The sequence below is a fragment of the Rhodocytophaga rosea genome (assembly GCF_010119975.1).
GTDB lineage: Bacteria > Bacteroidota > Bacteroidia > Cytophagales > 172606-1 > Rhodocytophaga > Rhodocytophaga rosea.
Window position 1 is genome coordinate 7,142,236 of the sequence record NZ_CP048222.1, and the last position, 12,438, is coordinate 7,154,673.

The window sequence follows — 12,438 nt, forward strand, 5'->3', positions numbered from 1 at the left end:
TTACCAGAAACTGCTTGTGTCTGGAGCTATAATGTGGGTAGAATCTACCAATACAGGCTGTATAGAAGCTTTTTGTTCGGAAGCCATCAGTAATTCTGGTTTTCTGGGCACCAATAGCGTATAGGTTTTGCCGGGTTCTTTAATAGTTAAGGTGTTTTTCAGTAGCCAGGCATTGTATTCCTTCAATATTTCCAGATTTATTCCATACTTAGCCGCAAAAGCAGAAAGATCCGGAATAGATTCAGTAACTTTAATTTTCTTCAGGCCAATATCATATGGATTTCCACGGCTTATCTTAAAGCCATATTCTTTAGGATGCTCAATGAGTTGTTTAAGTGCTACTATCCTGAATACATATTTAGCTGTTTCACTGTTGAGGTTGAGTTTGTAATACGAACTTTTATTCTGGTTGCGAAGGGCTTTGCTTAATCCACCCATGCCTATATTATAAGAGGCTGCTACGCTGGTCCAGTTGCCAAATTTCTTATGTGATTCCTGAAAATACTGGCAGGCTGCGTGGGTTGCTTTAATAGGATGATAGCGTTCATCTACTTCATCATTTATTTCCAGTCCGTAATGGGAACCGGTGCTGGCAATAATCTGCCAGAAGCCAGCGGCTGCTTTGGGCGATTCCACATTATTCAACATGCTTTCTACCACAGCTACATATTTAAAGTCTTTTGGGACGTTATACTGCTTGAGAATAGGTTCTATCTGAGGCAACCAGTATCTGGCACGTTTGATAAGTGAAATTTTGCTGTAATTCCAGTAGGTTTGGATGCGAAGCTCTTGTTCGAATTTTTTAGCTACCTTTTTATCATGAAGTGGCATAGGTTCGCCGGCAAAAAAAATCTGCGGAGGCGGATCATCTACATTATATACCTGATAGCGTGGATCATGCTCATATATGTAATTAAACTGCTCAGATAAGCGGGAATATATCCCGTAAATGACCAGGGAAAGTAATAATCCAAATATTAAAAAGAGCTGAATTCTTTTCAAAATCCAATATTTTAGTGACACATATGTCCACAGCAATAGATTTTAAGCAGGTTTTAAAGAATAAACTTTTCTCCTGCTTTTAAAATATCCGCTGTGAACTCTCTACAGTATACGAAGCTTGCAGAAAAACGCTGCAAAGCCTGGTAGCCTAAAAGTTGGGCTGAAGCAGATAACGGGAATAGAAGTCATCTATCACTTTTACTGCATCCGTCGGATTATCTACAATATTGATCAGCTTTAAATCTTCTGCACTGATATTATTTTCCTGCCCTAACATCACATTTTCGATCCAGTCCATAAGTCCCTGCCAGTAGGAGCGGCCTACCAGCACGATGGGGAATCTACCAATCTTTTGGGTCTGAATCAAGGTAATGGCTTCAAAAAGTTCATCCAGCGTTCCCATTCCTCCGGGCATGACGATGAAACCCTGGGCATATTTTACAAACATTACTTTGCGTACAAAGAAGTAATCGAAAGAAATGAGTTTATCCGAATCAATGTAAACGTTATTAAACTGCTCAAAAGGTAACTGAATGTTCAACCCAACTGATTTTCCTCCCTGCGTACGGGCACCTTTATTGCCAGCTTCCATAATACCCGGACCTCCGCCGGTAATTACTCCATAGCCGTGTCGCACCAGTTTGGCGGCAATTTCTTCGGCCATTATATAATAGGGATTATCTGCTTTGGTACGGGCGGAACCAAAGATAGACACACAAGGTCCGATTTTAGCCAGTTTTTCGAATCCGCTTACAAACTCAGCCATTACTTTAAATATTACCCAGGAATCAGCTATTTTAATTTCATTCCAGTCTCTGTCTTTAAATGCCCGCCTGATTCTTTGTTCTTCCAAGCTGATATTTTCTTCTTTTTGCATAATTTTATTCTAAATAAATATATCTACCAATTCAATTTTTATTTGTTTTTCAATTAATTTATCGTTCAAAAAACTTCGCAAGTTAGTAAATTATAATGAGTTAGCCTAAATCAAACATCCCTGCCCATCTATTTCCAGGATCGGCCTGCCTCAGTAACAAATACAATTACTTAATTGTAAACCGGAGTAAAAGTGATCAGTTTGTCGCCAAAAAAATTTTCTGTTTTTTTAGCTTTTGCCCTGAGTACAGGTGCGGCTATTCCATTTCCAAAAACCTGCGGGCTTTCAAAAATTCTGGCTTCGTCCCAGAGCCCTTTTTCAATAAAACTATTTAATATTTTACTTCCGCCTTCGACAATTACTGACTGTACCTTACGTGCGTATAAATCCTGGAGTATTTCCTGCAAGCTGTTGTCGGGTTGTTGCAATTGTACCCAGATAAGATTTTCCTCTGTGCCGGCTTTATGCAGATTGTAGCAAATGGTGGGTTGTTTTCTGTCAAACAGATGCAGGTGAGAAGGTAACCGCAAATTCAGGTCGATTACGAGGCGCAGGGGATTTTCGCCATGCCAGTTTCGTACATTCAGTTGCGGATTGTCATATAAAGCTGTGCTGGTACCAACTAGAATGGCATCTTCTTCGGTGCGCCATTTATGTACCAGTGTTCTCGAAAAATCATTACTGATCCACTTGGAATCGAAGTTTTCCCTGGCAATAAATCCGTCAGCAGTTTGTGCCCACTTTAATATAATGTACGGGCGTTTTTTCTCCATGAAAGCAAAGAAGCGCTTATTCAACTTTCTTCCCTGGGATTCCAGTATGCCGGTTTCTGTTTCTATGCCAGCTTGTTGCAATTTGGATATTCCTTGTCCACCTACCAGTGGGTTCGTATCTACATTGCAGATTATTACTTTTTTTACCTGATGACTGATCAACAAATCTGCACAGGGAGGAGTTTTGCCGAAATGGGAACAGGGTTCTAACGTAACATATACGGTGCTTTCTTTAAGCAATTCCAGTTGTTGTACTGAATTTACTGCGTTTACTTCTGCATGCCAGTCGCCATATTTTTTGTGCCATCCTTCACCAATTACCTGATCCTGGTATACTATTACGCAGCCTACCATGGGATTAGGGCTTACTGAACCTTGTCCGAGTTGTGCCAGTTCCAGGGCACGTTGCATGAATAGTTCGTGGGTCATTGGATGAGGGTTATTATTCAGTGGGGATTTGTTTATTAAACCTGCAGGATTTCGCAGAACATAGGTTTATCTGGTCCATATCACCAGTTTTGCATTTACTTTCGTAATCTTACTAAAAAACAAATATGTCCGTATCATCCAGGCAGCTTTTTACCAAAATTCACCAGCAGCTTCAGCAGATATATCCGTCAGAGGAAGCCAGAAATATTGCTTTTCTATTGTTAGAACATTGTTTTGACATAAGCCGGACTGCTGTGCTCGCTAGCAAAGATATTCCTGATACCAATACAGATCAGATTAACCCTTTGATAGAACGATTGCTGAAACATGAGCCGGTCCAGTATGTATTAGGCGAAACCCTTTTTTATGGCCGTTGGTTCGAGGTAAATTCCAATGTGCTTATTCCCAGGCCTGAAACAGAGGAATTGGTGTATCGGATAGTTGAAGATTTTTCTTTTAGAAAGAAAGATCCCTTAGCAATTTTAGATATTGGAACAGGCAGCGGTTGTATTGCTGTCACTCTTGCGGCTGAATTCCCTGTGGCACAGGTGTGGGCGATCGATGTTTCTGAAAAAGCGTTACAGGTAGCACAGGCCAATGCCAGATTAAATAGTGTACAAGTTAATTTTGTACAGGCTGATATTCTGGATCAACAAAGAATCGGCTTACCTGAGAATCTGCAACTTGATCTGATGGTGAGTAATCCGCCCTATGTGACACGGGCAGAAATGGAACTGATGCGACAGAATGTTACAGCGTATGAACCTCATCTGGCTTTGTTTGTAGAAGGGGAAGATGCCTTGTTATTCTATCGCCATATTGCCAGTTTAGGAAAGTCTGTGCTGAAAACAGGAGGGGCTTGTTATATGGAAACCAATGAAAACTATACCAAACAGGTACAGGATCTTTTTGAAGAATATGGATATACAGCAACGCAACTGATAACGGATATGTTTGGAAAAGACCGGTTTGTAAAAGCTATTTTGTAAGGATTGCTAATATTCTGTTTAGACTCGTAGGGGTTAATGATTTACTTGTTGTCAAAGGGTTACAATTTTGAATGTAATTAGATAAAACTAATAAAAAATAGTATTTGTGTAATGAATTAACGATATACTCGTTGAAGCATATACAGATAGTGTATATTGTTTATCTGTAGATTGATGTTTTATGAAAATAGTTTGTGTATTAGTTCTGCTATGGAAATCTACTGTTGTATTTTCCCAGGTAATTCCTGCAAAAGATATTATTAATCAGATGTTGTCGGCTACCGAGCAGGTAAATACTTTAACATTTAAGCTCAAAAAAGGGGAACGGGTAAATGGAAAAATGGTAACCGGCGAACAGGATGTTAAATACATGCATGCTCCCCGGAAAACCTATGCCTATTTGCATTCTCCAAGTAAAGGTACAGAAGTGTTATGGGTAGCAGGTGCCAATAATGGCAAGGTGCTCGTAAAACCAACCTCGTTTCCCTATGTAAGTGTAAGTCTTTCACCTTATGGTTCCATCATCCGCAAAAACAACCATCACACTGTACACCAGGTAGGATTCGATTATGTAGCTGCTATTATACGGAATCTTGCGAAAAAATCTGCTGACCAATTTGACACTTATTTCCAATATCAGGGTGAAGCGACATTTGATAACAGGACTTGTTATAAAATTTTGATAGATTATATACCATACCAATACATTACTTATACCGTGCAGCCTAATGAAGACCTGACTTCTATAGCGGATAAACTATTTGTAAGCGATTATATGATTAAAGAGATCAATCCGGAGGTGGACGATTATGAGGATGTAGAATCCGGGCAACAAATTAAGGTTCCTAATGCATACGCCCGTAAAACTATTCTATATATTGACAAAGAAACGCACCTCCCGCTGGTGCAGAAGATGTACGATGAAAAAGGCTTGTTCTCCCAATATGAATTCTATAATCTGAAGCTGAATCCTTCGCTTGCACCTGCTGAGTTCAGCCGGGATTATGAAGCGTATAATTTTTAAGATTCAAGAAACTAAGCATAAACTTTAATACCCTATGGCAGTATCATCGCCTCTGGGATCAGCGCCTCCTTCCATTTTTCGTTTGCCCTTTATCAGAATAGCATCCACCCGGCCAATGGCACTGATTTCTATAATCTGATGTCCTTTTGCTGCCAAAGCTGATTTAGTGGCAGGGTCAAAACCGTCTTTTTCTGTGGTGATCTGATCAGGTAGCCACTGGTGATGGAAACGTTTGGCATTTACTGCTTCCTGCATTGTCATGCCGTGTTCGATAACATTCAGAATGGTCTGGAAAACGGAAGTGATGATAGTGGAGCCGCCAGGCGTACCTACAACCATATACAGCTTGCCTTTCTTTTCTATAATGGTAGGTGTCATGGAAGAAAGCATACGTTTGCCAGGTGCAATGGCATTGGCTTTTCCGCCTACCAGCCCATACATGTTGGGTGTTCCAGGTTTGATGCTGAAATCGTCCATTTCATTGTTGAGCAGGAAACCGGCTTCTTTTACTATTGTATTTGAACCATATCCTCCGTTTAATGTTGTAGTGATGGCAACTGCATTTCCGAATCTATCTACAATGGAAAAGTGAGTCGTTTCATTACTTTCCTGGTAGGCAAATGTGCCTGCTTTGATTTCCTGCGAAGGGGTAGCACGGTCTGGATTAATGGAAGTAGTCCGCTGGGATAAATATTGTTCATTCAGCAAATCTTTCACCGGAACCTTATAATAATCCGGATCGCCCAGATGGGTAGCCCGGTCAGCGTATACTCTTCTTTCGGCTTCGGCCATTAGATGTACAGTTTGAGTGGTTTGCCATCCTTTTTCCTTCAAATCAAAATTTTCTACCATTTTCAACAGTTGCATCAAGGCTATACCACCACTGGAAGGGGCGGCATAGAGATAATTTTGTATTGCTTGTACTGACCAATAACCGGCTCACGCCACACTGACTGATAGTTTTTTAAATCGTCCAGGGATATTAATCCATTGCCAGTCTGCATTTCGCGTACAATCATCGCTGCGGTTTCTCCTTCATAAAAGCCTGCCCTGCCCTGATCACGGATGCGCTCCAATGTATGTCCAAGCGCTGTATGCTGTAACATATCTCCTTCCAGCCAGGGTTGATCTCTGACCAGATAGGGGGTATGTGTATTGTATTTGATAAAATCTTCTTTATTGTTATTTAACCCACCTGCCTCTTTTTTTGTAAGCTTTACGCCATTCAGGGCAAGATCCACAGAAGGTTGTATGAGGTCTTTCCAGGGCAATGAACCTAGTTTACGGTGTGCTTCTACCATTCCATCCACCGAACCGGGTACGCCAGCCGCCAGATGCCCACCCAGGCTCAAATTATCAATTATATTTCCGGCAGAATCCAGGTACATATTTTCTTTGGATAATGCCGGTGCTTTTTCCCGGAAATCGAGCGTACCGGTGGTGCCATCTGCCAACCGATAGACCATAAACCCTCCACCCCAATATTTCCAGCTGCCGGAAAGGTGACGGCTAACGCAAATTGTACGGCTACTGCTGCATCTATGGCATTACCTCCTTTTTTCAAAATTTCTGCTCCTATTCTGGAAGCTTCCGGATGCGCAGACACAACCATTCCATGCCTGCCTTTTACTCCTTTAGCCGGTGGTACAGCCGGTTGGGAAATACAGGAAGTTATCAGAAATGATACAATTACAAAAATAGCTATATACTGATGGAAGTAAGTAGTAATATTTTGCATATATAATTATGTGTAAATAAGAAAAGTAGATATATAATTTGGTCAGCAATATATATCAGCAAATTTTAATAAAAGGTTAAAAAGCTAATATAAATAAAAAACATCCGAAACACAGGGCTCCGGATGTTTATACGAATATAAATCTTAAAATTTACTCCTTGTCTCTTTTTTCATCTCTTCTGCCATCTTTATCAGCCGGACGTCGGTCTTCCAGCCGTTCCAGCAGGAGTTTAGTGAAATCCTGTTCTGTTTTATAGAGTTCTGCCAATTGTTTGGGAGAGATCGTTTTCAGGAATTTAGTCATGTATTCTTTTTCCAGGTCTACTTCATTCTGGCGGAACACCAGCATTTGATTCAGCGCATCTTTTACTTCATCATCTGTTGCATTGAGGTTGGTGTTTTGTATCCTGAGTTTCCGCAGGTTCTGCCGGATCGCCATTTTTTTATCGGTATATTCATTATACACCGCCCAGAACTGAGGAGCCTGATCGGTATTAAGATTTAGCCTAGTGGTAATGAGTCCTATTTTGGCGCTTGTAATGCGTTCCTGAGATGGATTTCTCTGTGCCATGCCATGCAGGCTACATAAGGCAAACAAGAAAATGAAAGCTATTTTTTTCATAGGTAGTATATCTAATGCTATAAAGCTTAAAATTTATTATTATATAAGTTCTTCAATCAATTCAGAATTTGTTTCTTCTAGTAGTAATTCCCGGTTAATCTCAATTTCTTCCAGCGCATTTTCCTCAATCACAATATTTGCTTCAGAAGCGGTTTCAACCAGTTCATACTGTGAAATTTCAGCTTGTTGCAGATACAGAACAATCTCTTGGTCGGAAACCTGGGACAAAATTGCTTCGGGCTGAACTTCTCCTGTTACTGAGGGTTTATACATAAAATAACCTATCAGAATAATCAGGCAAATGCTGGCTAGAGCGGCTCCATATCTGAAAACAGGCAACTCAAACAAAGGCAGGCTTCTCTGGCCTTGTTCTACTTTATGGCTGATCTGGCCCGGCAACTCTTCAAAAAAGCTGTCCGGTACCGAGAAAACCTGCTTTTTCTCCAGGTCGTCTAGCTTGATTTTCCGTTTCTCTTGCATGGTTCCAGGTTTTTATTTGGACAATGATTCAGTGATTTGGTTTAATCCTTATTTAAATAATCTTCTATTTTTTTTACAGCCAGGTGATAGGATGCCTTCAATGCGCCAACTGATGTACCCAATACAGTAGATATGTCTTCATATTTCATTTCATCAAAATATTTCATGTTAAACACCAGACGTTGCTTATCTGGTAAAGTCAGCAGGGCTTTTTGAAGCTTGAGTTGAATTTCATCCCCGCTGATCAGTTCATCGGTATCGAGTTTGGCGATCAGTTCTGCCTGTACATCTACAATGGGCAGAAAAAAGCGTCGCTTCTTTTTGTTCAGAAAATTCAGGCATTCATTCGTAGCTATCCGGTAGAGCCAGGTATATAATTGGGCATCTTCCCTGAAAGTAGAAAGTCCTTTCCAGGCTTTGATAAATGTTTCCTGGGTAAGGTCATTGGCATCATCGTGGTCTATTACCATTTTGCGAATATGCCAGTACACCTTCTGTTGATACTTGCGTACCAAAAGATTAAATGCATAATTTCTGGTTTCCGGGTCCCTGAATTTTTCTAAAAGTGCCTGATCTTCCAAATGTTGCTGCTTAGCCTTTTTATCTTAGATGCATTTTCTGAAAAAAAGTTTAACCAGATGGATGAAAATAGTTTATGAATCTATTCCATCAGTTGTAGGCTATTCACCGTTAACGGATTCAAGCTATAGTTTTATTCAGAATTGGTGCTGTGAAAATTTTGTTATTACTTTGAGAATGCTTTGTTTCTCACTTATGTTCAACTCATAACAGGTCATCCTGATTTTGTGTAGTTATTTGAGAATTGCAGCAAGTGCACCTATATACAAGCCATACACCCAAATTACATACTAAAGATTTTTTCATATGTATTACAATTCCATTATAGAAACAATCGGTAATACGCCGCTTGTCAAATTAAACAAAGTTACCAAAGGCATAAAAGGCACTGTTCTGGCCAAGGTAGAATATTTTAATCCTGGAAACTCAGTAAAAGACCGGATGGCGGTGAAAATGATTGACGATGCTGAAAAATCAGGTAAGTTGAAACCCGGAGGAACCATCATCGAAGGTACTTCCGGAAACACCGGTATGGGACTTGCCCTCACTGCCATTGCAAAAGGCTATAAATGTATTTTTACCGTATCGGATAAGCAGTCGCAGGAAAAAATTAACATTCTGAGAGCTGTTGGCGCAGAGGTAATTGTTTGCCCTACCAACGTAGCGCCTGAAGATCCCCGTTCTTATTACTCAGTTGCCAAACGTTTGAGCCATGAGATTCCTAATTCTATTTATCCTAATCAATACGATAATCTTTCGAATACGGCTGCTCACTACGAAACAACAGGTCCTGAAATATGGGAACAAACGGAAGGTAAAATTACGCATTATGCCTGTGGAGTAGGAACCGGTGGAACCATGTGTGGGGTTTCGAAATACCTGAAAGAGAAGAATCCGCAGGTATTTGCCTTGGGATTAGATACCTATGGTTCTGTATTTAAAAAATATAAGGAAACCGGCGTCTTTGATGAAAATGAAATTTTTCCTTATATGACCGAAGGAATAGGAGAAGATATACTGCCCAAAAATGTGGATTTCAGCCTCATAGATGCTTTCATTAAAGTAACGGATAAAGATGCGGCTGTTATGACCAGAAGACTGGCCAGGGAAGAAGGTTTATTTGTTGGCTGGTCTTGCGGTTCTGCCGTATTTGGTGCCCTGGAGTACGCCCGGGAGCATTTGAAAGAAGGTGATGTGATGGTAATTATCCTGCCTGACCATGGTACCCGGTATCTGAATAAAATCTACAATGATACCTGGATGAAAGACCACGGTTTTCTGGAATCCAGGGATTTTGCTACAGCCAAAGATATTATCCAGAGTAAAAACGGCAGCGACCGCCTCCTTACAATCGAGAAAAATATGAGAGTGAGCGATGCGGTACGCTTACTACATAAAGAAGGTATTTCCCAGATTCCGGTTACCGATGAGGAGCATATAGTAGGTAGCCTGACAGATTCTAAAATCCTGGGCCAATTGATCGAGAATCCGGAAATTAAAGACCAGCCAGTGAGCCAGCTGATGGACCCTCCATTTAAGTTTGTAGGCATGGATAATACCCTCGATGTACTCTCTTCGCTGATTGACCGGGAGAATAAGGCTTTGCTTGTACGGGATGAACGCAATAAAATACATATTATTACCCAGGCAGATCTACTTATGGCTATGACGAGTTAAGTTTCACCTTCTCAATAATATCAAAGCGGAGGTTTTAGAATACATTGAAGCTTGCCTGAGAAAAATATAACAGCTGGTTTTTGATAGCTACGCAAAAAGTTATTGATTGTGTACTATCAACCATTACCTATTACTATAGTTTGAAGTATTATTTTATTATTTGCCTTACCAGTTTTACTGCAATTTATGTAAATAGCTGGTTGTAGGAGTCAATCTTTTGTGTTAAATATTTAAGTGAGTGTATGAAATTTAAGCTACCGCTTCCATTATGGACAATTGTTTTACCTATTATAGCCTGGCTGCTTTATTTTGGAAAACCCTCACCCTTAGGAACAGTTTATTTTTTATTGCTGGCTTTTGCACTCATTGGTGCAGTGATGGCGGCTGTTCATCATGCAGAAGTTGTTGCTCACCGGGTAGGCGAACCTTATGGTACCTTAGTATTGGCAATTGCAATTACAGTCATTGAAGTGTCATTGATCGTATCATTGATGCTGGCGGGTGGTACCGAAACTGCTGCCCTTGCCCGGGATACTGTTTTTGCTGCTATTATGATCATTCTTACAGGAATTATTGGGATATGCCTGTTAATAGGAGGGATTCACTACAAAGAGCAGGTATTTGGTGGATTTGGTGTAAGTGCTGCCCTCATTACACTCACAGCCATTTCAGTACTTACTCTTATACTCCCCAATTATACAACTAGTGTGATAGGACCGGTTTACAGCAATAGCCAGTTAATTTTCGTTGCAATGGTTTCTTTGGTGTTATATGGGGCTTTTGTACTGATACAAACTGGTAGGCACCGTGACTATTTTTTGCCTCCGGATGCAGAAGTTTCAGAGGAAGTACATGCTGCGCCTCCAACGATCAAAGCCACTATTTTGAGTGTAGTTTTGTTAATAATCTGCTTAGGTGCTGTTGTTCTGATTGCCAAAGCACTCGCACCAACCATTGAAAGTGGAGTGGTTGAATTAGGGGCTCCAAAGTCTATAGTAGGAGTTATTGTCGCACTCGTAATTTTGTTGCCCGAAGGATTAGCCGCCTTTAGGGCTGCACGAAAAAACCGCCTGCAAACCAGTCTTAACCTTGCCTTAGGTTCTGCCCTTGCCAGTATTGGCCTATCTATACCTGCGGTAGCTATTGTTTCTATAGTAACAGACCTGACTATTACACTTGGCATTGATACAAAGTCAATTGTTTTACTGCTATTATCTTTATTTACGATTGTGATCTCTTTTGGGACTGGCCGCACGAATGTGCTACAAGGAGTCGTATTAATCGTGATATTTGCGGTTTACTTATTTACTACAATTGTCCCCTAATAAGAAGTACTGAGGATTTGCCACATTGATCTTTACCCAAGCCTATCTTAATCTTTTACATGGAATGCAATAGCTATTAAACAAGTTGATTTACATTTTAAACTTCGATTGTAAAGGAGTTATTAAGTGAAATAAAGCAAACAGCCTGCACTTTATAAAAATGCAGGCTGTTTGCTTTTAAAATTACATATCTATTTCCGCTTCAACCGGATATTGGTTCGGCTTTCCTCACCATTGATCAGGCGGACAATGTTTTTCTGGTGGGTAAGCACCACAATGGCAAACAATACAAAACCGAATATAATCAGCAGGGGTTCTTCCGGATTAAACCTGGGCATGAGTAGTAATATCGGGAAAGCCAGCGTAGCTATCATGGAACCTAATGACACATACTTAGAAGTAAAAAGCACAATCAGAAATATCAGTACGCACAATAAAGATGCTTCCAGGTGAATGGACAGAGCCATTCCAAACAAAGTAGCTACTCCCTTTCCTCCTTTAAAATTTACATATACTGGAAAAATATGTCCGGCAACAGCAAGAATACCAAATAATAATTTCAACTGATTTACTTCTTCAAAATAGATAGCATCGAGGTAGTATAGAATGAGTGCCAGGGAAGTAGCTGTCCAGCCTTTAAAAATATCTACCAGCATCACTACAATGCCTGCCCGTCTGCCCAATACCCGAAAGGTATTGGTGGCGCCTGCGTTTCCACTCCCGAAATTCCGGACATCTATGCCAAAATAAGCTTCGCCGAGCCATACCGAAGTAGGAAGGGAGCCTATCATGTAAGCCATTAATGCACCGCAAATAATCAGAACTACATTCATCTTTTTGTTTCTTCTTTATATGTATATGAAGTACTTGATAATATATTTAAAATTCAGGTAATATTCCAGTTTTCAAATATTATAATACAA

Annotated in this window: 12 protein-coding genes and 1 pseudogene; 4 read left to right on the forward strand and 9 right to left on the reverse strand. The window is 40.3% G+C overall.

Going from position 1 to position 12,438, the window contains the following annotated elements; genetic code table 11:
* The 3 genes from GXP67_RS29370 to ribD form a co-directional block, all read right to left on the reverse strand.
* Positions 1–1,002, reverse strand: coding sequence for a lytic transglycosylase domain-containing protein (locus GXP67_RS29370; protein ID WP_162446439.1), 1,002 nt, complete (start codon positions 1,000–1,002; stop codon positions 1–3).
* A 148-nt stretch (positions 1,003–1,150) separates the two neighbouring features.
* The gene (locus GXP67_RS29375; protein ID WP_162446440.1) at positions 1,151–1,879 is read right to left on the reverse strand and encodes an LOG family protein; all 729 of its coding nucleotides are present in this window, start codon (positions 1,877–1,879) and stop codon (positions 1,151–1,153) included.
* A 170-nt stretch (positions 1,880–2,049) separates the two neighbouring features.
* Positions 2,050–3,081, reverse strand: coding sequence for a bifunctional diaminohydroxyphosphoribosylaminopyrimidine deaminase/5-amino-6-(5-phosphoribosylamino)uracil reductase RibD (gene ribD / locus GXP67_RS29380; protein ID WP_232064658.1), 1,032 nt, complete (start codon positions 3,079–3,081; stop codon positions 2,050–2,052).
* A 125-nt stretch (positions 3,082–3,206) separates the two neighbouring features.
* On the opposite strand from ribD, the gene prmC reads away from it, so the two are divergent.
* Both prmC and GXP67_RS29390 read left to right on the forward strand, forming a co-directional pair.
* Positions 3,207–4,070, forward strand: a complete 864-nt coding sequence (gene prmC / locus GXP67_RS29385; protein WP_162446441.1) for a peptide chain release factor N(5)-glutamine methyltransferase — start codon at positions 3,207–3,209, stop codon at positions 4,068–4,070.
* A 181-nt stretch (positions 4,071–4,251) separates the two neighbouring features.
* Entirely contained in the window at positions 4,252–5,094 is an 843-nt protein-coding gene (locus tag GXP67_RS29390; RefSeq protein ID WP_162446442.1) for a DUF1571 domain-containing protein, read from the forward strand.
* 24 nt (positions 5,095–5,118) lie between these two features.
* Here the strand turns inward: GXP67_RS29390 and GXP67_RS38085 are convergent, their stop codons facing one another.
* From GXP67_RS38085 to GXP67_RS29410, 5 genes and pseudogenes are all read right to left on the reverse strand, one after another.
* Positions 5,119–5,961, reverse strand: coding sequence for a gamma-glutamyltransferase family protein (locus tag GXP67_RS38085; RefSeq protein WP_317170079.1), 843 nt, complete (start codon positions 5,959–5,961; stop codon positions 5,119–5,121).
* A 5-nt stretch (positions 5,962–5,966) separates the two neighbouring features.
* A pseudogene (locus tag GXP67_RS38090) lies at positions 5,967–6,832 on the reverse strand (gamma-glutamyltransferase).
* A 151-nt stretch (positions 6,833–6,983) separates the two neighbouring features.
* The gene (locus tag GXP67_RS29400) at positions 6,984–7,454 is read right to left on the reverse strand and encodes a hypothetical protein (protein WP_232064659.1); all 471 of its coding nucleotides are present in this window, start codon (positions 7,452–7,454) and stop codon (positions 6,984–6,986) included.
* Between the two features lie 39 nt (positions 7,455–7,493).
* The gene (locus GXP67_RS29405) at positions 7,494–7,934 is read right to left on the reverse strand and encodes a hypothetical protein (RefSeq protein ID WP_162446443.1); all 441 of its coding nucleotides are present in this window, start codon (positions 7,932–7,934) and stop codon (positions 7,494–7,496) included.
* Between the two features lie 41 nt (positions 7,935–7,975).
* A complete protein-coding gene (locus GXP67_RS29410) occupies positions 7,976–8,515 on the reverse strand; it encodes an RNA polymerase sigma factor (protein ID WP_162446444.1) in 540 nt (179 codons plus the stop codon).
* 304 nt (positions 8,516–8,819) lie between these two features.
* Between GXP67_RS29410 and GXP67_RS29415 the strand changes: the two genes are divergently transcribed.
* Both GXP67_RS29415 and GXP67_RS29420 read left to right on the forward strand, forming a co-directional pair.
* Entirely contained in the window at positions 8,820–10,190 is a 1,371-nt protein-coding gene (locus tag GXP67_RS29415) for a cystathionine beta-synthase (RefSeq protein WP_162446445.1), read from the forward strand.
* A 242-nt stretch (positions 10,191–10,432) separates the two neighbouring features.
* A complete protein-coding gene (locus tag GXP67_RS29420; RefSeq protein ID WP_162446446.1) occupies positions 10,433–11,515 on the forward strand; it encodes a calcium:cation antiporter in 1,083 nt (360 codons plus the stop codon).
* A 191-nt stretch (positions 11,516–11,706) separates the two neighbouring features.
* On the opposite strand, the gene plsY is transcribed toward GXP67_RS29420, so the two are convergent.
* The gene (gene plsY, locus GXP67_RS29425) at positions 11,707–12,348 is read right to left on the reverse strand and encodes a glycerol-3-phosphate 1-O-acyltransferase PlsY (RefSeq protein ID WP_162446447.1); all 642 of its coding nucleotides are present in this window, start codon (positions 12,346–12,348) and stop codon (positions 11,707–11,709) included.
* Between the last annotated feature and the right edge of the window lie 90 nt (positions 12,349–12,438).

Coding starts and splice junctions, on each gene's coding strand:
- plsY (WP_162446447.1), bottom strand. CDS start 12,348: ATGAATGTAGTTCTGATTATTTGCGGTGCATTAATGGCTTACATGATA.
- GXP67_RS29375 (WP_162446440.1), bottom strand. CDS start 1,879: ATGCAAAAAGAAGAAAATATCAGCTTGGAAGAACAAAGAATCAGGCGG.
- GXP67_RS29390 (WP_162446442.1), top strand. CDS start 4,252: ATGAAAATAGTTTGTGTATTAGTTCTGCTATGGAAATCTACTGTTGTA.
- GXP67_RS38085 (WP_317170079.1), bottom strand. CDS start 5,961: ATGCAACTGTTGAAAATGGTAGAAAATTTTGATTTGAAGGAAAAAGGA.
- GXP67_RS29415 (WP_162446445.1), top strand. CDS start 8,820: ATGTATTACAATTCCATTATAGAAACAATCGGTAATACGCCGCTTGTC.
- GXP67_RS29405 (WP_162446443.1), bottom strand. CDS start 7,934: ATGCAAGAGAAACGGAAAATCAAGCTAGACGACCTGGAGAAAAAGCAG.
- GXP67_RS29420 (WP_162446446.1), top strand. CDS start 10,433: ATGAAATTTAAGCTACCGCTTCCATTATGGACAATTGTTTTACCTATT.
- prmC (WP_162446441.1), top strand. CDS start 3,207: ATGTCCGTATCATCCAGGCAGCTTTTTACCAAAATTCACCAGCAGCTT.
- ribD (WP_232064658.1), bottom strand. CDS start 3,081: ATGACCCACGAACTATTCATGCAACGTGCCCTGGAACTGGCACAACTC.
- GXP67_RS29400 (WP_232064659.1), bottom strand. CDS start 7,454: ATGAAAAAAATAGCTTTCATTTTCTTGTTTGCCTTATGTAGCCTGCAT.